The sequence below is a fragment of the Streptococcus sp. k-163 genome (assembly GCF_013277555.1).
In the GTDB taxonomy this organism is placed as follows: Bacteria; Bacillota; Bacilli; order Lactobacillales; family Streptococcaceae; genus Streptococcus.
Map to the genome: position 1 here is coordinate 86,958 of NZ_VMND01000012.1, position 22,944 is coordinate 109,901.

General features: G+C 39.4%; 19 protein-coding genes. 18 read left to right on the forward strand and 1 reads right to left on the reverse strand.

From position 1 onward, the window contains the following. Nucleotides 1-108 precede the first annotated feature (108 nt). From HT731_RS04905 to HT731_RS04960, 12 genes are all read left to right on the forward strand, one after another. Nucleotides 109-1,089 (forward strand): acetylxylan esterase, encoded by a 981-nt coding sequence (locus HT731_RS04905; RefSeq protein WP_061759281.1) that lies wholly within the window; start codon nt 109-111, stop codon nt 1,087-1,089. A 621-nt stretch (nt 1,090-1,710) separates the two neighbouring features. Then, entirely contained in the window at nt 1,711-5,475 is a 3,765-nt protein-coding gene (locus tag HT731_RS04910) for an SIALI-17 repeat-containing surface protein (protein ID WP_173277902.1), read from the forward strand. Between the two features lie 381 nt (nt 5,476-5,856). Beyond that, entirely contained in the window at nt 5,857-6,555 is a 699-nt protein-coding gene (locus HT731_RS04915; protein ID WP_061087697.1) for an N-acetylmannosamine-6-phosphate 2-epimerase, read from the forward strand. Nucleotides 6,556-6,668: 113 nt separating this feature from the next. Beyond that, complete coding sequence (locus HT731_RS04920; protein ID WP_173277904.1) at nt 6,669-7,997, forward strand: ABC transporter substrate-binding protein; 1,329 nt, start codon at nt 6,669-6,671, stop codon at nt 7,995-7,997. Between the two features lie 154 nt (nt 7,998-8,151). After that, on the forward strand, nt 8,152-9,018 hold the full coding sequence (locus HT731_RS04925; RefSeq protein WP_161970153.1) for a sugar ABC transporter permease: 867 nt from the start codon (nt 8,152-8,154) through the stop codon (nt 9,016-9,018). Nucleotides 9,019-9,033: 15 nt separating this feature from the next. Then, a complete protein-coding gene (locus HT731_RS04930; RefSeq protein ID WP_061759284.1) occupies nt 9,034-9,873 on the forward strand; it encodes a carbohydrate ABC transporter permease in 840 nt (279 codons plus the stop codon). 125 nt (nt 9,874-9,998) lie between these two features. Beyond that, nucleotides 9,999-10,451 (forward strand): YhcH/YjgK/YiaL family protein, encoded by a 453-nt coding sequence (locus HT731_RS04935; protein ID WP_061087699.1) that lies wholly within the window; start codon nt 9,999-10,001, stop codon nt 10,449-10,451. A gap of 282 nt (nt 10,452-10,733) precedes the next feature. Further along, nucleotides 10,734-11,378 (forward strand): YesL family protein, encoded by a 645-nt coding sequence (locus HT731_RS04940; protein WP_061087700.1) that lies wholly within the window; start codon nt 10,734-10,736, stop codon nt 11,376-11,378. Nucleotides 11,379-11,551: 173 nt separating this feature from the next. Continuing rightward, on the forward strand, nt 11,552-12,469 hold the full coding sequence (locus tag HT731_RS04945; RefSeq protein ID WP_061087701.1) for a dihydrodipicolinate synthase family protein: 918 nt from the start codon (nt 11,552-11,554) through the stop codon (nt 12,467-12,469). A 17-nt stretch (nt 12,470-12,486) separates the two neighbouring features. Further along, complete coding sequence (locus tag HT731_RS04950) at nt 12,487-13,371, forward strand: ROK family protein (protein ID WP_061087702.1); 885 nt, start codon at nt 12,487-12,489, stop codon at nt 13,369-13,371. Between the two features lie 96 nt (nt 13,372-13,467). Then, nucleotides 13,468-13,755: an XRE family transcriptional regulator gene (locus HT731_RS04955; protein WP_033683246.1), complete on the forward strand. Its 288-nt coding sequence runs from the start codon at nt 13,468-13,470 to the stop codon at nt 13,753-13,755. Beyond that, entirely contained in the window at nt 13,745-14,095 is a 351-nt protein-coding gene (locus tag HT731_RS04960) for a type II toxin-antitoxin system RelE/ParE family toxin (protein WP_061087703.1), read from the forward strand. Before HT731_RS04955 ends, HT731_RS04960 begins: the two co-directional genes overlap by 11 nt. A 61-nt stretch (nt 14,096-14,156) precedes the next feature. On the opposite strand, the gene HT731_RS04965 is transcribed toward HT731_RS04960, so the two are convergent. Further along, entirely contained in the window at nt 14,157-15,008 is an 852-nt protein-coding gene (locus tag HT731_RS04965) for a MurR/RpiR family transcriptional regulator (RefSeq protein ID WP_173277906.1), read from the reverse strand. 193 nt (nt 15,009-15,201) lie between these two features. Here HT731_RS04965 and pbp2b point away from each other — a divergent pair, with 193 nt between their 5' ends. The 6 genes from pbp2b to ftsA all read left to right on the forward strand — a co-directional run bounded on the left by pbp2b (nt 15,202) and on the right by ftsA (nt 22,935). Further along, nucleotides 15,202-17,259 (forward strand): penicillin-binding protein PBP2B, encoded by a 2,058-nt coding sequence (pbp2b, locus tag HT731_RS04970; RefSeq protein ID WP_173277908.1) that lies wholly within the window; start codon nt 15,202-15,204, stop codon nt 17,257-17,259. A 10-nt stretch (nt 17,260-17,269) separates the two neighbouring features. Next, on the forward strand, nt 17,270-17,866 hold the full coding sequence (gene recR / locus HT731_RS04975; RefSeq protein ID WP_000966748.1) for a recombination mediator RecR: 597 nt from the start codon (nt 17,270-17,272) through the stop codon (nt 17,864-17,866). 175 nt (nt 17,867-18,041) lie between these two features. Further along, nucleotides 18,042-19,085 carry a D-alanine--D-alanine ligase gene (locus HT731_RS04980; RefSeq protein WP_173277911.1) on the forward strand — a complete coding sequence of 348 codons (1,044 nt, stop codon included), beginning with the start codon at nt 18,042-18,044 and terminating at the stop codon, nt 19,083-19,085. Between the two features lie 84 nt (nt 19,086-19,169). Continuing rightward, nucleotides 19,170-20,543 (forward strand): UDP-N-acetylmuramoyl-tripeptide--D-alanyl-D-alanine ligase, encoded by a 1,374-nt coding sequence (gene murF, locus HT731_RS04985; protein WP_173277913.1) that lies wholly within the window; start codon nt 19,170-19,172, stop codon nt 20,541-20,543. Between the two features lie 94 nt (nt 20,544-20,637). Continuing rightward, complete coding sequence (locus HT731_RS04990; protein WP_173277915.1) at nt 20,638-21,342, forward strand: TIGR02206 family membrane protein; 705 nt, start codon at nt 20,638-20,640, stop codon at nt 21,340-21,342. Nucleotides 21,343-21,561: 219 nt separating this feature from the next. Next, on the forward strand, nt 21,562-22,935 hold the full coding sequence (gene ftsA, locus HT731_RS04995; protein ID WP_000090387.1) for a cell division protein FtsA: 1,374 nt from the start codon (nt 21,562-21,564) through the stop codon (nt 22,933-22,935). Nucleotides 22,936-22,944: the final 9 nt, after the last annotated feature.

Genomic DNA, 22,944 nt, shown 5'->3' on the forward strand with positions numbered 1-22,944 from the left:
CATCCTAAAAGTAAAGAATCTAAAATCACTTTCTATTTGCTTTTCTTTCTTGCATTGCTTTTCTAGATATGCTACAGTTGTGATAGCGATTACAAAAAGGAGCATGCTATGAAAAATCCAGCTTTGTTAGAAGAAATTAAGACTTATAAAGGACGAGATGAGGTTCCAGAGGACTTTGATGCTTTCTGGGATGAGGAAGTGAAAAAAGTTTCAACTCTTCCAGCCTACCAGTTGGAGGAAAGAGATTTCTGCATTCCTCAAATCAAGTGCTATGAGTTAACATTTGAAGGAACCAATGAAGGAAAGATCTATGCGCGCGTCGTTCTTCCAAAGAGTGAGGAGAAGGTTCCGATAATCTTCCATTTCCATGGTTATATGGGACGTGGCTGGGACTGGGCCGACATGCTGTCCTATACCGTATCTGGTTACGGTGTTGTCTCCATAGATGTGCGGGGCCAGTCAGGTTACTCGCAAGACGGCTTGCGGTCTCCTCTAGGAAATACAGTTAAGGGGCATATTATCCGTGGTGCTGTGGAAGATCGGGAGCACCTCTTTTATAAGGATGTCTATTTGGATATTTACCAGTTGGTTGAAATTATTGCCAGTTTGTCTCAGGTTGATGAGAATCGTCTTTCTAGCTATGGTGCCTCTCAAGGAGGGGCTTTAGCTTTGGTTGCAGCAGCACTCAATCCTCGGATTCAGAAAACAGTTGCCATCTATCCCTTCTTGTCAGACTTTAGACGAGTGCTTGAGATTGGTAATACTAGCGAGGCTTACGACGAACTTTTCCGTTATTTCAAGTTTCACGATCCCTTCCATGAAACTGAGGAGGAAATCATGGCGACCCTGGCCTATATCGATGTGAAAAATCTCGCTCATCGTATCAAGGGTGAGGTTAAGATGATTACGGGCTTGGACGATGATGTTTGCTATCCTATTACCCAGTTTGCGATTTACAACCGTCTCACCTGCGATAAGACCTATCGCATCATGCCTGAGTATGCCCACGAAGCCATGAATGTCTTTGTAAATGACCAAGTATACAACTGGCTATGTGGTAGTGAGATTCCTTTTAAATATGTGAAGTGATGAATGAGAGAGCCTAGTAGCTCTCTTTTTGTACAGAGTCTAGTCAGCAAATATTCTAGTTCATATATACTTTGAAATTCAGTAACTCTTATAGCTATCACTGTATTTTAGGGAAAGAATGATAGAGTCCTTAATATGAACTATGATACGAATGCTTTGAAGCGGAAATGATAGACGAATGGCTATTTCTGAATCATACCCCAATGTTTTTCCCTGTATTAGAAAGGATATGGAAACTAAAGTCATCCATAAGAAGCCAAACCGATTTTTTCTTTGATTTTGTCATTCTTATGTCTAATGTGGTGAAACCTATTTCAATACATTGAAAATCACCTGTGAAATGTGTTATAATTTATAAGAAAATATACAGTTTCGCTACAAATGAACATTTATATATAAGTTTGTGTATAAGATGGTTTTCTCGTTAGGATAATATCTTGTAAAAACGATATTCCTGTAGATACAGTACTTAAATAGCATTTGTAAAGTAGCAAAATAGTCCATGTCTATTTTTATTGTAAGAATCAAAATAGAGAGTGTTATGCTAATGGAAACTGTAATATTTTATTTTTTAGAATATACTTGGATAAATTAACTTTGAAAGTTAAAGTGAGGTAATATATGTTTATATGTTTAAAGGGTTTAGGGAAATTTCGTAAATCCAAAGCTTATGGTTTGGTTGGTTGTTTGACACTATCAGCGGTGATTGGCTTAGCTGCACCAGAGTTACCAGTTATTGGTGGCGGGGTTGTTTATGCTGATGTCATTCAAGGTGGTAGCGATATTCAAGATGTGGATGTTCATAGTAAATCTGCAGAAGGTGTTGCTATGACTTACACCACTTATGACAGTGGAACGAGTGGAAAACAAACCGCATCAGGTAGCGGTGTCTTTGTAGCTCCGAATGTGATGGTAACAGTAGCTCATAACTACTATGATAAAAACCAAGAGGATAAGTCTGCGGTCTTGCGTGGTGGGGAGTCTGCTCGTAGTTATGTTGTGATGAACTCGGAAAAGGAGAAAAGCAATAAAGTACCTACTTCTGGTGTATCGGAAGCTCTTGAAAAAGACTCTATTCACTTGTATAACGGCAAAGACTTTGGTAAAGACTATAGCAACGACTTAGCAGTAGTGGTAACTAAAAAGCCTGTAGAAGCTATGACAGGTGGTGAGGACTCTCCAAGAGAGTTGAGTCATAAAGAGGTTTCTACTGGTGATAAAATCACTATGGTCGGATATCCCAATGATTTTTCTACTCCAAATTTAAGTAAAGAAAATAAAGCTCGCTTGAAAGACGGTAAGGCTTATTCAGTCTCAACAACTGTGAGCAGTATCAATAAAGAGAGTGGTGCAGTCACTTATCATTCCTCAGCTTTAGGAGGTTTTTCAGGTGCTCCTTTGTTTAATGATAAGGGAGAGGTAGTCGGTATCCACCAGCACGGAACAAATACTTCAAACGCTCCTGAGAGTGAGCGTATTGGCGGTGGTACTATCTTTACGGACAAGCACAGAGCTTGGATTCGTTCTATGATTGATAAATATGGTATAAAGGGTTGGTATATAGATGGTGCAAACCGTTACTACTATGATGAAAATCATATAGCTTTAAAAGATGTAGAGTCTGAGATTGATGGTGCTTTATATAGTTTTGATGAAAAAGGTCGAGCTACTTTAGTAAAAGGTGAAGAAAAAGGTCGTGTTCTACTTCGAGTGGAAGATACTAAAGGAACTCGTTTAATTTCAGATAAGGTTGTTCAGGAAGGTCCTGTTGGAAGTGGCTTGAATTTTCATTTAAGACAAAATCCAGACTTCAAACAGTTAATAGCAACTTCCCCAACAGCTAAAGTGGTATCCTATAACGGAGTGCCAATTAACAAACTAGCAAGTGATACTACTTGGTCTGATGAATATGTTAGTAAGTTAGCTTTAGGAGATACAATTATAAGAGCGGTAGTAGATTCGGTAACTCCTCCATCAACGTCTTCTTCGGATTTTGCAAGAACTGAAGTTGGTAAAGTCGATTTGAGTGGTAAATCGAATTTACCTGTACCTAGTAAAGAGGTGTTACAAGCTCCGAATGGCTCAGAAAATTTCTATGCTACAACGCACATTCAAACGCCAGATGGGTCGGGGTCAGGTACTTTAATTGCACCCAATTTGGTGTTAACAGTCGCTCATAATTTCTTAACAGTTAAAGGTTCTGAAGTAATTACTAAATCTGGTCGTACCAATACAGTGTATAAAGCAACTTTGCCGAATGGTAAGTCTGTGAATTTTTCAGATGATGATATTGTTTATTGGAATAAAAAAGATTCAGTATTTGGATTTAAAAATGACTTAGCTTTGGTTCGGTTAAAAGAAGCAGTAAAAGGAGTAACTCCTGTAGAGGTTGTAAAACAATCTTCGAAAGTTGCAGAGGGGGATTCAGTTTCGGTCTATGGTTTTCCAGATAACAAGCTAAGTCCAGTTTTAGATAGCAAAGTAGTAGGAACTACAGACTTCGGTTCTGGAATAGAGGGAATTAGCTATGGAGGTACGAAACCTGGAGCGTCTGGTGGTGGTCTTTATAATGATAAAGGTGCTTTAATTGGAGTTCACCAAAATGGTGTTGTAGGAAGCCGCAGTGGTGGTTTAGTCTTATCAAAAGAGCAGCTGGATTGGGTTCGTTCTTATATTGAGGGTCAACCAAAAGATCCTGTCTATGTGGAAGATAAAGAAGTGGAACCTTCTAAGAAGGATTCGGATAAGGATTTAGCTGGGAAATTAGATCCAAAAAAAGATAGTGGAAAAGAAGATTCTGGTATTTTAGGTACATCTGGTGACTTTGCAGCTCCTACAGTAGATAAGCCAGAGTTTAAAGGTGGAGTTCCTTTCACTGAATCTCCTATACTGGAAATCCCAGAGTATACGGGTGTATTATCAACCTTAGGAGAAGAATCGGCCCCAACAGTTGAACAGCATGACTTTACAGGCGGAGTTAACGGAGGCGAATCACTTGTTACAGAAGTTCCAGAGTATAGCGGTGTTCTCTCCACATTAGGAGACACTCCAGCCCCTATAGTAGCTAGGCCAGAGTTTAAAGGTGGCGTGAATGGGGGCGACTCACTTGTTACAGAAGTTCCAGAGTATAGCGGTATTATATCCACATTAGGTGATTCTCCAGCTCCTACAGTAGCTAAGCCAGAGTTTAAAGGCGGAGTGAATGGTGCGGATGCTGAGGTCCATCATATTTCAGACTATACAGGTGGAGTTCCTTTCATTGAATCTCCGATACTAGAAATCCCAGAGTATATGGGTGATACATTATCAACCTCAGGAGAAGAATCGGCCCCAACAGTTGAACACCATGACTTTACAGGCGGGGTTAATGGAGGCGACTCACTTGTTACAGAAGTTCCAGAGTATAGCGGTGTTCTATCCACATTAGGTGATTCTCCAGCTCCTACAGTCTCTAAGCCAGAGTTTACAGGTGGCGTGAATGGAGGCGACTCACTTGTTACAGAAGTTCCAGAGTATAGCGGTATTATATCCACATTAGGAGATTCTCCAGCTCCTACAGTCTCTAAGCCAGAGTTTACAGGTGGCGTGAATGGTGCGGTTGCTGAGATTCATCACCTTCCAGATTTCACAGGCGGAGTGAATACAGTAACTAGTGTTGTGTATGATGTAGAAAATTATACAGAAGTATTATCTACAGCAGGAGAAGGAAGTTCAGTAGTGAAATCTACTGATAAACAAGTAAATAATAAAGACAGTAAGGATGAAGCAGAAACTAAGCACGTTATCACAGAAATTGCTAGTTCACAACGTATTTTAAAAAATGAAACAGGAAGTATTCAAATTCAAGCTTCAGAAGAAGTATTGAAAAATGTGATAGGTATTCAAATTCAAGAAGTTCAAGTTAGTGATTTAAGTTCATTAAACTACAAAGCATTTGATATCAAATTGAAGGATGTAAATGGCAGATATGTCAAACCTGAAGGAAAAGTCCTTGTTACTTTTGCTACAGATCAGTCCGTTGAGAATGTTTATGCTGTAGATCCAGAAGGAAAACTACACACTATTGAATTCGAACAAAAAGATGGAAAGATTATTTTTGAGACTAATAATTCTAGTATTTATGCGATGACTTTCCGACACTCCATTGATAATCCACCATTTAAAAATATTACAGAAGATAACAAGGCTGAAGAACTTTCACTGTCATCTAAATTGTTATCAACAAATGAATACTCTGAATCTAATCGATTAGAGAATAAAGTAAGTAATAACGAACAGTCTAAGTTACCAAATACAGGTGAGAATAAATCAATAACAACAGTTTTGCTTGGTTTTGTGGGAATGATCCTTGGAGTAATGATTTCCTATAAACAAAAAGACAGTTAACTTTGTCTGAAATCTCACTTTGAACTTCTATGTTAATCTAAAATAAACCAGTCTGGAATCTAATAAGATAGTTAGAATTCTAGGCTGGTTTTATAGATATAAATTGGAATAGAGAGGTAAATAAAAATAATACTCAATTAAAATCAAAAAGCAAACTAGGAAGCTGACTGCAGACTGCACTTGAGTACGGTAAGGCGACGCTGACGCGTTTTAAATTAGTATAATAGATGTGAATTATTTTCTCTGCTGAAACTACTTTCAAGATACGCTGTTCTATAAAATACTTTTGAAACTGAAATCTATTCTATGACAAAGTATTGAAAGCGCTTTAAAAATAGTATATAATTGTCTCATAAGAAAAAAGGAAAAGGAGGAAAAAGGATGCCACAGATTACTAAAGAAGCCTTGATTGCACAAATCAAAGATGGAATCATTGTTTCTTGTCAGGCCCTTCCTCACGAACCGCTTTATACAGAAGCGGGAGGAGTCATCCCCTTGCTGGTCAAAGCGGCTGAGCAAGGTGGAGCAGTCGGTATTCGAGCCAATAGTGTTCGTGATATCAAGGAAATTAAAGAGGTTACAAAACTTCCGATTATAGGGATTATCAAACGAGATTATCCACCTCAAGAACCCTTCATCACTGCTACTATGAAAGAAGTTGATGAATTAGCAGAACTAGATATTGAAGTGATTGCTCTAGACTGTACTAAACGCGAACGCTACGATGGTTTGGAGATTCAGGAGTTTATCCGTCAGGTTAAGGAAAAATATCCTAACCAGCTCTTGATGGCTGATACTAGTACCTTCGAAGAAGGGTTAGCAGCCGTAGAAGCAGGAATTGACTTCGTTGGAACAACCTTATCAGGTTACACATCTTACAGTCCAAAGGTAGACGGTCCAGATTTTGAACTAATCAAGAAGTTCTGTGATGCGGGTGTAGATGTTATCGCTGAAGGGAAAATTCATACACCAGAACAAGCCAAACAAATCCTAGGATATGGAGTGCGAGGTATTGTTGTTGGTGGCGCTATTACTAGACCAAAAGAGATTACAGAACGCTTTGTTGCTGGTCTTAAATAACACAATCTCAAAATAGAGGAGAGTGGTGGAAGCGTCGGATAAAATGAAAACGTATACAGATGCAAACTTGCTCATTATCCAATATGGATACGCTTATAAATAGGAGAATACAAATGAAATTTAGAAAACTAGCTTGTACAGTGCTTGCGGGTGCTGCGATTCTTGGTCTTGCTGCTTGTGGAAATTCTGGCGGAAGTAAAGATGCTGCAAAATCGGGTAGCGATAGCGGAAAAACAGAAATCACTTGGTGGGCATTCCCAGTCTTCACTCAAGAAAAAACTGGTGATGGTGTTGGAACTTATGAAAAATCTATCATCGCAGCCTTTGAAAAAGCAAACCCAGATGTTAAAGTGAAATTGGAAACTATCGACTTTAAGTCAGGTCCAGAAAAAATCACTACAGCTATCGAAGCAGGTACAGCTCCTGACGTCCTCTTTGACGCACCAGGACGTATCATCCAATACGGTAAAAATGGAAAATTGGCTGACTTGAACGACCTCTTTACAGACGACTTTGTTAAAGATGTTAACAATGAAAATATTGTAAAAGCAAGTAAAGCTGGCGATAAAGCTTATATGTATCCAATCAGTTCAGCACCATTCTACATGGCTATGAACAAGAAAATGTTGGAAGAAGCTGGAGTTGCGAATCTTGTAAAAGAAGGCTGGACAACAGACGACTTTGAAAAAGTATTGAAAGCACTCAAAGCTAAAGGCTATACACCAGGTTCATTGTTCAGTTCAGGTCAAGGGGGAGACCAAGGAACACGTGCCTTCATTTCAAACCTTTATGGTGCTTCTGTAACTGATAAAGATGTTACTAAGTATACAACTGATGATCCTAAATTCGTTAAAGGTCTTGAAAAAGCAACTAGCTGGATTAAAGATGGTTTGTTGAATAATGGTTCACAATTTGATGGTGGAGCAGATATCCAAAACTTTGCTAACGGCCAAACATCATACACTACTCTTTGGGCACCATCTCAAAATGGTATCCAAGCTAAACTATTGGAAGCAAGTAAAGTAGAAGTGGTAGAAGTACCATTCCCATCTGATTCTGGTAAACCAGCTCTTGAATACCTTGTAAACGGATTTGCAGTATTTAACAACAAAGACGACAAGAAAATTGCTGCTTCTAAGAAATTTGTTCAATTCATCGCTGATGATAAAGAATGGGGTCCAAAAGATGTTGTTCGTACAGGAGCATTCCCAGTTCGTACATCATTTGGTAAACTCTATGATGACAAACGTATGGAAACAATCGGTGCTTGGACTAAGTACTACTCACCATACTACAATACAATTGATGGTTTTGCAGAAATGAGAACTCTATGGTTCCCAATGTTGCAATCAGTTTCAAATGGCGATCAAAAACCAGCTGATGCATTGAAAGCATTTACTGAAAAAGCAAACGAAACTATCAAAAAAGCTACTAAACAATAAACCCTAAACTAGATTTTGTAGCCCCTTTTCCCTTTGCACGCTTGTGTAAGAAAAGGGGGCTTTTATTTAAAAGGTAAATCATCATTCTCTTAGGAGATTATCAATAAAAGAAAAGGAAAGAGAGGTGCCGATAGTGAAAGTTAATAAAATTCGTATGAGAGAAACTATTATTTCTTATGCTTTCCTAGCGCCAGTTTTATTCTTCTTCATTGTCTTCGTTTTAGTACCAATGATTATGGGCTTTATCACAAGTTTCTTTAACTACTCTATGACTAGTTTTGAATTTGTGGGCTTAGATAACTATATCCGTATGTTTAAAGATCCTGTCTTTACAAAATCTCTGATTAACACAGTTATTTTGGTTGTTGGATCTGTACCGATTGTTGTTCTCTTTTCGCTCTTTGTGGCGTCGCAAACCTACCATCAAAATGCTATTGCCAGATCCTTCTACCGTTTTGTCTTTTTCCTTCCTGTCGTAACAGGTAGTGTTGCCGTAACGGTTGTATGGAAATGGATCTATGACCCACTATCAGGTATCTTGAACTTTGTGCTTAAATCAAGCCATATTATTACTCAAAATATTTCATGGCTGGGAGACAAACACTGGGCATTGCTGGCAATTATGATTATCCTCTTGACAACTTCAGTTGGTCAACCAATCATCCTCTACATAGCTGCTATGGGGAATATTGACAATTCATTGGTTGAAGCGGCTCGTGTAGACGGTGCAACTGAATTTCAAGTTTTCTGGAAGATTAAATGGCCAAGCCTTCTTCCAACAACTCTTTATATCGCAATCATCACAACAATCAACTCATTCCAAGTTTTCGCCTTGATTCAGCTTTTGACATCTGGTGGGCCAAACTACTCAACAAGTACCTTGATGTACTACCTATACGAAAAAGCCTTCCAATTGACAGAATATGGTTATGCCAACACAATTGGTGTCTTCTTGGCAGTCATGATTGCTATCGTAAGCTTTGTTCAATTTAAAGCACTCGGAAACGACGTAGAATATTAAAGAAAGGAGACAGCTATGCAATCTACACAAAAGAAACCATTAACAGCCTTTACTGTTATTTCAACAATCATTTTGCTCTTATTGACCGTGCTGTTCATCTTTCCATTCTACTGGATTTTGACAGGGGCATTTAAATCACAACCTGATACAATCGTAATTCCACCACAGTGGTTCCCTAAAATGCCAACCATGGAAAACTTCCAACAACTCATGGTGCAAAACCCTGCTATGCAATGGATGTGGAACTCAGTATTTATCTCATTGGTAACTATGTTCTTAGTCTGTGCAACTTCATCTCTAGCAGGTTATGTATTGGCTAAAAAACGTTTCTATGGTCAACGTATCCTCTTTGCAATCTTTATTGCTGCTATGGCTCTTCCAAAACAAGTTGTCCTTGTACCATTGGTACGTATCGTCAACTTCATGGGAATCCACGATACTCTCTGGGCAGTTATCTTGCCTTTGATTGGATGGCCATTTGGGGTTTTCCTTATGAAACAATTTAGTGAAAATATTCCAACAGAGTTGCTTGAATCAGCTAAAATTGATGGTTGTGGTGAGATTCGTACTTTCTGGAGCGTAGCTTTCCCAATTGTAAAACCAGGGTTTGCGGCTCTTGCAATCTTTACCTTCATCAATACTTGGAACGACTACTTCATGCAGTTGGTTATGTTGACTTCACGTAACAATTTGACTATTTCACTCGGTGTTGCGACCATGCAAGCCGAAATGGCAACCAACTATGGTTTAATCATGGCAGGTGCAGCTCTTGCTGCAGTGCCAATCGTAACAGTCTTCCTAGTCTTCCAAAAATCCTTCACACAAGGTATTACTATGGGAGCTGTTAAAGGATAAGAAACGATTTCTTTTACAGTATCAATTGGCTATTGCTAGCACTATCTAAAAGCCTCCGACAGTAAATGACACTGTTGGAGGTGTTAGTTTTAATCGCTTAATGACGATTTTTAAAGGAGAAAATAATGATTTTTGACGATTTGAAAAATATTAGCTTCTATAAAGGGATTCATCCCAATCTTGACAAGGCAATTGATTATCTTTATGAACATCGTAAAGATTCATTCGAGTTAGGAAAATATGATATTGATGGTGACAAGGTTTTTCTAGTTGTTCAAGAAAATGTCCTAAATAAAGCTGAAAATGACCAGTTTGAACATCACAAGAACTATGCAGACTTGCATTTATTGGTAGAAGGGCATGAATATTCGAGCTACGGTTCACGTATCAAAGATGAAGCAGTAGCATTTGACGAAACAAGTGATATTGGTTTTGTCCATTGTCATGAACACTACCCACTCTTGTTGGGGTATCACAATTTTGCGATTTTCTTCCCAGGAGAGCCACATCAACCAAATGGTTATGCAGGTATGGAAGATCAAGTTCGCAAGTATTTGTTTAAAATTTTAATTGATTAGAATGATAGATCGAGATAGCTGATGACTATCTTATATTCTTCGAAAATCAAATTCAAACCGCGTCAGCTTCGCCTTGGAATATATATGTGACTGATCTCGTCAGTCTTATCTACAACCTCAAAGCAGTGCTTTGAGCAACCTACGGCTAGCTTCCTAGTTTGCTCTTTGATTTTCATTGAGTATTATTGAACACTTTTGAAAATTGAGTTTAAGAGTTGAATCTTATCAATTGATAAATCGGAATGATTTAGCAAGTGATATAAATTATAGGGGGAGTAAAAGATGTCACAAAAAGGAAGAAGTCTCATCAAGGCTGCATTTGATACAGATAATTTTCTAATGCGAATTAGTGAGAAGGTTTTAGATATTGTAACAGTCAATCTTCTCTTTGTAGTAACTTGTTTGCCAATCGTAACGATTGGAGTAGCCAAAATTAGTCTCTATCAGACAATGTTTGAAATCAAGCAAAGTAGACGTGTTCCAGTTTTTAGAACCTATCTAAGAGTTTTTAGGCAAAACCTGAAACTAGGTTTTCAGTTGGGGATGTTAGAATTAGGAATTGTATTTCTAACTCTTTCAGATCTCTATCTTTTCTGGGGTCAAACAGCTCTGCCCTTCCAATTGGTGAAAGCTATTTGTCTAGGTATTCTTATCTTCCTCACCATTGTGATGTTGGCTAGTTACCCTATCGCGGCACGTTATGACCTATCTTGGAAAGAAATTCTTCAAAAAGGACTGATGTTGGCTAGTTTTAACGCTCCTTGGTTTATCTTGATGATCGCAACTATCTTTTTGATTTTGATGATTCTATATCTATCAGCCTTTACCCTTCTATTGGGAGGATCAGCTTTTATTCTCTTTGGTTTTGGACTTCTTGCTTTTTTACAAGTAGGAGTGATGGAAAAGCTATTTGCTAAGTATGAGTAAGGGTTGCAATTATTTCTGAAACTACTTTCAAACGCTCCAAACGCTATTCTATAAGCAAGAAACTAAAATCTAAGTGTCTACAAAATATTGAAAGCCTTTTCGGTAAAGTGTATACTAAAGAAGTAAAGAAAGAATCTGCTTTAGCAGAAAATAAAAATAATAGGAGAAAATCTATGTCAGATTTGAAAAAATACGAAGGTATCATTCCAGCCTTCTACGCATGTTATGATGAACAAGGAGAAGTAAGTCCAGAACGTACGCGTTCCTTGGTTCAATACTTTATTGATAAAGGTGTTCAAGGTCTTTATGTCAATGGTTCTTCTGGTGAATGTATCTACCAAAGTGTTGAAGACCGCAAGTTGATTTTGGAAGAAGTCATGGCAGTTGCCAAAGGTAAATTAACTATTATTGCCCATGTTGCTTGCAATAATACTAAAGATAGTATGGAACTAGCTCGCCATGCTGAAAGCTTGGGAGTAGATGCCATTGCAACGATTCCACCAATTTACTTCCGCTTGCCAGAATACTCAGTTGCCAAATACTGGAACGATATTAGTTCTGCAGCTCCAAATACAGACTATGTTATCTACAACATTCCTCAATTGGCAGGTGTTGCTTTGACTCCAAGTCTTTATACTGAAATGTTGAAGAATCCTCGTGTTATCGGTGTGAAGAACTCTTCTATGCCAGTTCAAGATATCCAAACTTTTGTTAGCCTTGGTGGAGAAGACCATATCGTCTTTAATGGTCCAGATGAGCAGTTCCTAGGAGGACGCCTCATGGGTGCTAAGGCTGGTATCGGTGGTACTTACGGTGCTATGCCAGAACTCTTCTTGAAACTTAACCAATTGATTGCGGATAAAGACTTGGAAACAGCGCGTGAATTACAATACGCTATCAACGCTATCATTGGTAAACTCACTTCTGCACATGGAAATATGTATGGTGTCATTAAAGAAGTCTTGAAGATCAATGAAGGACTTAATATTGGATCTGTTCGTTCACCTTTGACACCAGTGACTGAAGAAGATCGTCCAGTTGTGGAAGCAGCTGCAGCCTTGATTCGTGAAACCAAGGAGCGCTTCCTCTAATCTATAAGGAGGTATTTATGACACACTACGTTGCAATTGATATCGGTGGAACCAACATCAAATATGGCTTGATCGACCAAGAAGGCCAACTTGTTGAATCGCATGAAATGCCAACAGAAGCGCATCAGGGTGGACCTCATATCTTACAAAAGACCAAAGATATTGTAGCCAGCTATTTAGAAAAAGGCCCAGTAGCAGGTGTTGCCATTTCTTCTGCTGGGATGGTGGATCCAGACAAGGGTGAAATCTTCTATGCTGGTCCTCAAATCCCTAACTATGCAGGTACCCAGTTCAAAAAGGAAATCGAGACTAGCTTTACTATTCCTTGTGAGATTGAAAATGATGTCAACTGTGCAGGTCTAGCTGAGGCAGTATCTGGTTCAGGTAAGGGAGCGAGTGTCACTCTTTGCTTGACTATTGGAACCGGTATCGGTGGTTGTTTGATTATGGATGGGAAAGTTTTCCATGGATTTAGCAATTCAGCCTGTGAAGTTGGTTATATGCATATGCAGGATGGAGCGTTCCAAGATTTGGCTTCTACAACAGCCTTGGTTGAGTATGTAGCAGCAGGTCATGGAGATCCAGTTGACCAGTGGAATGGTCGACGTATTTTTAAGGAAGCTACTGAAGGAAACAAAATCTGCATGGAAGGCATTGACCGCATGGTAGATTACCTTGGGAAAGGTCTGGCAAATATTTGCTACGTTGCCAATCCAGAAGTGGTCATTCTCGGTGGTGGTATCATGGGGCAAGAGGCTATCCTCAAACCTAAGATCCGTACAGCCTTGAAAGAGGCTTTGGTACCAAGTTTAGCAGAAAAAACACGATTAGAATTTGCTCATCATCAAAATACGGCAGGTATGTTGGGTGCTTATTATCACTTTAAAACAAAACAATCCTAGTTTGGTTTAACCAAACTAGGATTTTCTAATCAAGTTCCCTTGACTTTCTTTATAATTGTGAGATAATAAAAAAAATATATAAAGGAATTATATAAAATGGCTATAGCGAATTCAAGTAAAATGGTAACCTTCCAAGCTAATAGAGAATTGGTAAACGATGCTATGGAAGTGTTAAAAGAACAAAATCTCTCTCTTTCATCAGCACTCAGATTATTTTTAAAGAATGTTGTCGTAACAAATGGAGTAGATTTACTGAGTGAAGAGGAATTAGAGAAGGAGTATTTGTTTAGACAATTACAAGCAGAAGTTCAAGAAAGTTATGCCAAGATTGAGGCTGGAAATTACTTGACAGATGAGGATGTCGTGACACGCTATGGATTATAAAAAATATAGGATTTTGTATTCTCCTAGAGTGATTGATAGTCTGGATAAAATATATCAGTATATAGCGGAGGAAATCGGTTTTGTAGAGGCTGCGAGAAGAAAAGTGGCGAGTATCAGAAAAGATATTAATCGTCTAGAAATTTTCCCCCAAGCTGGATTTGATGCCGATGAAAAATTTGGTAAGAAATTAGACCCTCGCTACCAAACGCGAGGATTGACCTTGAGTAAGGATTACATCGTATTATATACAATTGTTGAGGATACCGTCAGACTTGCTTATTTACTCCCTTCAAAAAGTGATTACATGAAATTATTCAAGACTAAGTCAAGATACGACTGATTCATAATCTTGAAGAGGTATGTTTGGTGATGAATAAAAATCCTAGTTTGGCTGAGCTAAACTAGGATTTTCTTATACGTTTTTGTCTACGATAGCCGTTGAGTTTCTTATTTTCCCAGTAGCTATTAAAGATTTTTTCCTTGCTTTCACGATTGATTTCCAAAAAGTAGGCATAAATCAAATCGATAAAGAAGAGCATAGGAAGTTGAGCGGATATTCGTTGGATGTAGGAGGGTTGGCTGTGGGTGGCTACAAGAACAGTCTCTGTATAGGCCTGACTATCTTTATTGGGAACACTTGTAAAAAGTACAGTCTTTGCCCCCATATCCTTAGCGTCTAATAGACTATCTAAAATAGAAGGTGTTGTACCAGAAAGTGAGAAACCGAGTACTAGACAATTTTCGTCCATAATACTGGTTGTCCAAGCAAAGCCGTCTTGATCGGTCAAGGCCTCGCAGACCACACCCAGACGCATGAAGCGCAATTTCATTTCACGAGCAACAAGGCCAGAACTCCCTGTTCCGAAGAAGTAGACACGCTCAGCATCTTCGATTAATTGGGCAATTCGTTCTAGTTGGACTTCGTCAATCAAGTCTTGTGTCTGTTCCCTCATATTGCTATAGCTTCTGAGGACTCGTTTGGTCAGTGGACTGTGCTTGGAGACTTGGTTGGCTTGATTTTCTGCCTGATGTTGGTATTGGAAAATGAATTCTCGGTAGCCAGTAAAGCCACACTTTTTAGCAAAGCGAGTTAGTGCGGCCTGAGAGATATGTAATTTTTGAGTGACTTGTTGAGAAGATAAATCATCTGTAATCGTTTCAGCTTGCAAAAAATAGCGAGCGATTTCTTGCTCTAGGTCTGTCATTTCTTCAAAATGTGAATCAATGACAGTTGCGATATCTGGTTTGTCCATAGGGAAGGCTCCTTTAAATGAGTCGTGTTGGAAAAAGACTAGATTATTGAACTTTTACATTCATTATAACATATAATATAGGGATGAATAAATAAAAACGTATCTTGCCGTAAAAACGAAAAAAAGCTTCTTGCTTTTCCATAATTTTCTGCTCAAATTGTGGTACAATGAAGAGTAAGATTTTAAGTTAGAAATGAGACTGATTTGTATGAGAAAATTTAACAGCCACTCGATTCCGATTCGGCTTAATTTATTGTTTTCAATCGTCATTTTACTCTTTATGACCATTATTGGTCGTTTGTTGTATATGCAGGTTTTGAACAAGGATTTTTACGAAAAAAAGCTAGCCTCAGCTAGTCAGACCAAGGTCACAACCAGTTCTGCCCGTGGGGAAATCTATGATGCTAGTGGAAAACCTTTGGTAGAAAATACGTTAAAGCAGGTTGTTTCCTTTACGCGTAGTAATAAAATGACGGCTAAAGATCTGAAAGAAATCGCTAGTCAGTTGCTTGGATATGTGAGTATCAGTTCGCCCAATTTGACAGAACGCCAGTTGGCTGATTACTATTTGGCTGATCCTGAAATCTATAAAAAAACAGTGGAGGCTCTCCCAGGTGAGAAACGCTTGGATTCAGATGGCAATCGTCTATCCGAATCAGAACTGTATAACAATGCGGTCGATAGTGTCCAAGCGAGTCAACTAAACTATACAGAGGATGAAAAGAAAGAAGTCTATCTTTTTAGTCAGTTAAATGCGGTTGGAAACTTTGCGACAGGAAGCATTGTGACGGATTCTTTGACAGATACCCAGATTGCTCTGATTGCCTCCGCTTCCAAGAAATTACCTGGTATCAGTATTTCTACTTCTTGGGAAAGAAAAGTTTTAGAAACTTCCCTTTCCTCTATAATTGGTAGTGTGTCGAGTGAAAAAGCTGGTCTCCCAGCGGAAGAAGCGGATGCCTATCTTAAAAAAGGTTATTCTCTTAATGACCGTGTTGGGACTTCTTACCTGGAAAAACAATACGAGGAAACCTTACAAGGAAAACGCTCGGTGAAAGAAATTCATCTAGATAAGTACGGTAACATGGAAAGTGTCGAAAATATCGAAGCTGGTACTAAAGGGAATAATATTAAACTGACCATTGATTTGGCCTTCCAAGATAGTGTAGATGCTTTGCTGAAAAGTTATTTCAATTCAGAGTTGGGAAATGGTGGGGCCAAGTATTCTGAAGGCGTGTATGCAGTCGCCCTTAATCCCAAAACAGGTGCTGTTTTATCCATGTCAGGGATCAAACATGACTTGAAAACAGGCGAGTTAACATCGGATTCCTTGGGAACGATAACCAATGTCTTTGTCCCAGGTTCGGTTGTAAAAGCGGCAACTATTAGTTCTGGTTGGGAAAATGGTGTGCTATCTGGTAATCAAACTTTGACAGACCAGTCAATTATTTTTCAAGGCTCACCCCCTATCAATTCTTGGTATACAGCTTTTTCTGGTCCGATGCCGATTACAGCTGTTCAAGCCTTGGAGTATTCATCCAATACCTATATGGTCCAAACGGCTTTAGGAATCATGGGATTAACTTATCAACCGAATATGATTGCAGGAATTGGAAACTTAGGATCAGCTATGGGGAAATTACGCTCAACCTTTGGTGAGTATGGTTTGGGATCAGCTACAGGTATTGATTTACCAGATGAATCTACTGGCTTTATTCCTAAAGATTATGATCTAGCTAATTATATTACGAATTCATTTGGTCAATTTGATAACTATACGCCGATGCAGTTGGCTCAGTATGTGGCAACTATTGCTAACAATGGAGTTCGTGTGGCTCCTCGTATTGTTGAAGGTATTTATGGAAATAATGATAAGGGAGGACTGGGCGACTTGATTCAGCAACTGAAACCGACAGAGATGAACAAGGTCAATATTTCTGACTCCGATATGAGTATCTTGCAACAAGGATTTTATCAGGTTGCCCATGGGACTAGTGGATTGACAACTGGTCGTGCCTTTTCAAATGGTGCCTTGGTATCTATTAGCGGAAAAACGGGTACAGCCGAAAGTTATGTGGCAGATGGTCAGCAAGCAACCAATACCAATGCGGTGGCCTATGCCCCATCTGATAATCCCCAAATTGCTGTGGCAGTGGTCTTTCCTCATAATACCAATCTAACAAATGGTGTAGGACCGTCCATTGCGCGTGATATTATCAATCTGTATCAAAAATACCATCCAATGAATTAGAAAGGAATTTATGCTTTATCCAACACCTATCGCCAAGCTAATTGACAGTTATTCTAAGTTACCAGGTATCGGGATTAAGACGGCTACGCGTTTGGCCTTTTATACCATTGGCATGTCTGATGACGACGTCAATGAATTTGCAAAAAATCTCCTTTCTGCTAAGAGAGAGCTGACCTATTGTTCCATCTGTGGTCGCTTGACCGATGATGATCCATGCTCCATCTGTACCGATCCAAGTCGTGACCAGACAACGATTTTGGTGCTAGAGGATAGTCGTGATGTGGCGGCCATGGAAAATATCCAAGAATATCATGGACTTTATCATGTTTTGCATGGCCTGATTTCCCCCATGAATGGCATCAGCCCAGATGATATCAATCTCAAGAGCCTCATGACTCGTCTCATGGATAGTGAGGTTTCAGAAGTCATCGTAGCAACCAATGCCACGGCAGATGGGGAAGCGACTTCCATGTATCTTTCACGCTTACTCAAGCCAGCTGGTATTAAGGTTACGCGTCTGGCACGAGGTCTTGCTGTGGGGGCAGATATCGAGTATGCGGACGAAGTTACACTCTTACGAGCCATTGAAAATCGGACAGAGCTGTAAGTCTAGATAAATTAATAAACTAAATTCATTTATACAAAAAATCAAGGAGATCGATATTTGTTTTATCGGTCTCTTTTTAGATTACTTTAAGACCAGTATCGGGTTCAAGTTTCAAAAAAGAAGCAAATATGATATACTAAAGAACGAGTATTCTATTAGAATTGGAACAAATAAAATGAAACAAACGATTATTCTTTTATATGGTGGGCGTAGTGCAGAGCGTGAAGTCTCTGTCCTTTCAGCTGAGAGTGTCATGCGTGCGGTCAACTACGATCGTTTCACAGTCAAGACTTTCTTCATTAGCCAGTCTGGTGACTTTATCAAAACTCAGGAATTTAGCCAGACTCCTGGTCAAGAGGACCGTCTCATGACCAATGAAACCATTGATTGGGATAAGAAAGTTGCTCCAAGTGCTATCTACGAAGAAGGTGCAGTGGTCTTTCCAGTTCTTCACGGTCCGATGGGAGAAGATGGCTCTGTTCAAGGATTCCTTGAAGTTTTGAAAATGCCTTATGTCGGCTGTAATATCTTATCATCTAGTCTTGCCATGGATAAAATCACGACCAAGCGTGTTTTAGAATCTGCTGGCATTGCCCAAGTTCCTTATGTGGCTATCGTTGAAGGGGACGATGTGACTGCTAAAATCGCTGAAGTGGAAGAAAAATTGACTTATCCAGTTTTCACAAAACCATCAAACATGGGTTCTAGTGTCGGTATTTCTAAGTCTGAAAATCAAGAAGAACTCCGTCAAGCCTTGAAACTTGCCTTCCAATATGACAGCCGTGTCTTGGTTGAGCAAGGAGTGAATGCCCGTGAAATCGAGGTTGGTCTCTTGGGTAACTACGATGTCAAAAGCACGTTGCCAGGGGAAGTAGTCAAGGATGTTGCCTTTTATGACTACGATGCCAAGTATATTGACAACAAGATTACTATGGACATCCCAGCCAACATCAGTGATGATGTAGTAGCTGTCATGCGCCAAAATGCAGAAACAGCCTTCCGTGCCATTGGTGGGCTCGGTCTCTCTCGTTGCGATTTCTTCTATACAGATAAGGGAGAGGTTTTCCTCAACGAGCTCAATACCATGCCAGGATTCACCCAGTGGTCTATGTATCCACTTCTTTGGGACAATATGGGAATTAGCTACCCAGACTTAATCGAGCGATTGGTTGATCTTGCCAAGGAAAGTTTTGACAAGCGCGAAGCGCATTTGCTATAAAAATGAAAGAGAGGGTAGGAGCCAGAACCATCACTGCAAGGTGACTAGAGTTCTCGAGCTTCGACCCTTTTTAAAGGAGTAGAAATGAAATTAACAATCCATGAAGTGGCTCAAGTTGTAGGAGCTAAAAATGATATCAGCATCTTTGAGGACACCCAGTTAGAGAAAGCTGAGTTTGACAGTCGTTTGATTGGGACTGGAGATTTATTTGTGCCACTCAAAGGTGCGCGTGATGGTCACGACTTTATCGAAACAGCTTTTGAAAATGGTGCAGTAGTAACCCTGTCTGAGAAAGAGGTCGCAAATCACCCCTACATTCTAGTAGACGACGTTTTGGCTGCCTTTCAATCACTAGCTGCCTACTATCTTGAGAAAACAGCTGTTGATGTCTTTGCTGTAACGGGTTCAAATGGTAAGACGACGACCAAGGATATGTTGGCGCATTTGCTATCAACAACCTACAAAACCTACAAAACACAAGGCAATTACAATAACGAGATTGGCCTTCCTTATACAGTTCTCCATATGCCTGAAGGAACAGAAAAGTTGGTCTTGGAGATGGGGCAGGATCACTTGGGAGATATTCGTCTCTTGTCTGAATTGGCCCGTCCAAAAACAGCCATCGTAACTTTGGTTGGAGAAGCCCATTTGGCCTTTTTCAAAGACCGTTCTGAGATTGCTAAAGGAAAAATGCAAATTGCTGATGGCATGGCTTCAGGTTCTTTACTTTTGGCGCCAGCTGACCCTATTGTAGAGGACTACTTGCCTACGGATAAGAAGGTGATTCGTTTTGGTCAGGGAACAGAGCTGGAAGTCACAGACTTGATTGAGCGCAAGGACAGTCTGACCTTTAAGGCTAATTTCTTGGAACAAGCCCTTGATTTGCCAGTGACTGGTAAGTACAATGCCACCAATGCTATGATTGCGTCCTATGTTGCCCTACAAGAAGGAGTTTCAGAGGAGCAGATTCGTCAGGCCTTCCAAAATCTTGAATTGACGCGTAACCGTACCGAGTGGAAGAAAGCATCCAATGGAGCAGATATCCTATCAGATGTTTACAATGCCAATCCGACTGCTATGAAATTAATTTTAGAGACTTTCTCTGCTATTCCAGCCAATGAAGGTGGCAAGAAAATTGCAGTGTTGGCGGATATGAAGGAACTGGGCGACCAGTCTGTTCAACTTCATAATCAGATGATCTTGAGCCTTTCGCCAGATGTGCTTGATACCCTTATTTTCTATGGAGAAGACATTGCTGAATTAGCCCAATTGGCCAGTCAAATGTTCCCAATCGGCCATGTTTATTACTTCAAAAAAACAGAAGACCAAGACCAATTTGAAGACCTAGTTAAGCAGGTCAAGGAAAGTCTAGGAGCTAATGACCAAATCTTGCTCAAAGGCTCTAACTCTATGAATCTAGCCAAGTTAGTAGAAAGTTTAGAAACTGAAGACAAGTAATTTTGTCAAACATTTACGTATTTCTAAATCCATTTTTCTTAAGTAGCATGGTATAATAAAATGCAGGAAAATTTTGAATCATGAGGAAGACTAGATGAATTTATGGGATATTTTCTTTACGACCCAAGCAACAGAGCCACCCAAGTTTGATCTTTTTTGGTATGTCAGTATATTTACACTCTTGGGTTTGACCTTCTATACAGCCTATCGCTATCGTGAAATGAAGGCTTACCAACGATTTTTCCAAATCTTGCAGGCAGTTCAGTTGATCCTACTTTATGGTTGGTATGGGGTCAACCATATGCCGCTGTCAGAAAGCCTACCTTTTTACCATTGCCGTATGGCTATGTTTGTGGTGCTTTTGCTTCCTGGTCAGTCTAAATATAGGCAGTATTTTGCATTACTAGGAACATTTGGGACATTAGCAGCCTTTGTTTATCCAGTGCCAGATGCTTATCCTTTCCCCCATATTGCGATTTTGTCCTTTATCTTTGGGCATTTAGCACTCTTGGGGAACTCTCTAGTTTATCTATTGAGACACTATAATGCGCGATTGTTGGATGTGAAGGGAATTTTTCTCATGACCTTTGCCCTAAATGCCTTGATTTTTGTGGTCAATTTGGTAACAGGTGGTGATTACGGATTCTTGACAAAACCGCCATTGGTTGGAGATCACGGCTTAGTAGCTAATTATTTAATCGTTTCTCTGGCCTTGGCAGCGGCGATTACATTGACAAAGAAAATCTTGGAACTATTTTTAGAACAAGAAGCAGAAAAAATGATTGCAAAGAAAGCTTAGAAATGAGCTTTCTTTTTTGTACAATAGACAGATTGTTGACAAAGTTTACAGTGAATGAATTTCTGAACAGAAAAACTAAAAAATTGGCTGGTAAATTTAGGAAAAAACTGAGCACGATGAGATTTTTTGTGTTATAATATTCTGTGAATAGCTATGCCTACGTTTAGCTATTGAATATTACGAAGTTAGAAACTTGGAAGATAGAGAGGATGCGATGTAATGGCTAGAGAAGGCTTTTTTACAGGTCTAGATATTGGAACAAGCTCTGTCAAGGTGCTTGTAGCCGAGCAGAGAAATGGTGAATTAAATGTAATTGGCGTGAGTAATGCCAAAAGTAAAGGTGTAAAGGATGGAATTATTGTTGATATTGATGCAGCAGCAACTGCTATCAAATCAGCAATTTCCCAAGCGGAAGAAAAAGCAGGCATTTCAATTAAATCAGTAAATGTTGGTTTACCAGCTAATCTCTTACAGGTAGAACCAACTCAGGGAATGATTCCAGTTACATCTGATACAAAAGAAATTACAGACCAAGATGTCGAAAATGTTGTCAAATCAGCTTTGACAAAGAGTATGACACCAGATCGTGAAGTCATTACTTTTATTCCAGAAGAATTTATCGTAGATGGTTTCCAAGGTATTCGTGACCCGCGTGGCATGATGGGTGTTCGTCTTGAAATGCGTGGTTTGCTTTACACAGGTCCACGTACTATTCTTCACAATTTACGTAAGACAGTTGAGCGTGCAGGTGTTCAGGTTGAAAATATTATTATTTCACCATTGGCTTTGGTTCGTTCAGTCTTGAACGAAGGAGAGCGTGAATTTGGAGCTACTGTGATTGATATGGGAGCAGGTCAAACAACTGTTGCTACAATCCGTAACCAAGAACTCCAGTTTACAAATATTCTTCAAGAAGGTGGAGATTATGTAACTAAGGATATCTCTAAAGTCTTGAAGACATCACAAAAACTAGCTGAAGGTTTGAAATTAAACTATGGAGAGGCTTATCCTCCTCTCGCAAGTAAAGAAACATTCCAAGTCGAAGTGATTGGGGAAGTAGAACCTGTTGAAGTAACAGAAAATTACTTGTCAGAGATTATTTCTGCACGAATTAAGCATATTTTTGAACAAATCAAACAAGACTTAGACAGAAGACATTTATTGGATCTTCCTGGTGGCATTGTTTTGATTGGTGGAACGGCTATTTTACCGGGTATTGTGGAGCTTGCTCAAGAAGTTTTTGGTGTTCGTGTGAAACTCTATGTTCCAAACCAAGTTGGAATTCGTAATCCGGCTTTTGCGCATGTGATTAGTCTGTCAGAATTCGCGGGACAATTGACAGAAGTACATCTCTTGGCTCAACGAGCAGTCAAGGGTGATGAAGGATTATTCCAACAACCGCTCAGTTTTGGGGGAATGATTCAGAAAACAGCTCAGTTTGTTCAATCAACTACTGTTCAACCAGCTCCTACTCCAGAAGTAGAACCTGTAGCTCCTGCAGAACAAGTTGCAGATTTTCAACAGACTTCACAAAATAAACCGAAATTAGCAGATCGTTTCCGTGGCTTGATCGGAAGCATGTTTGACGAATAAAGAGGAAAA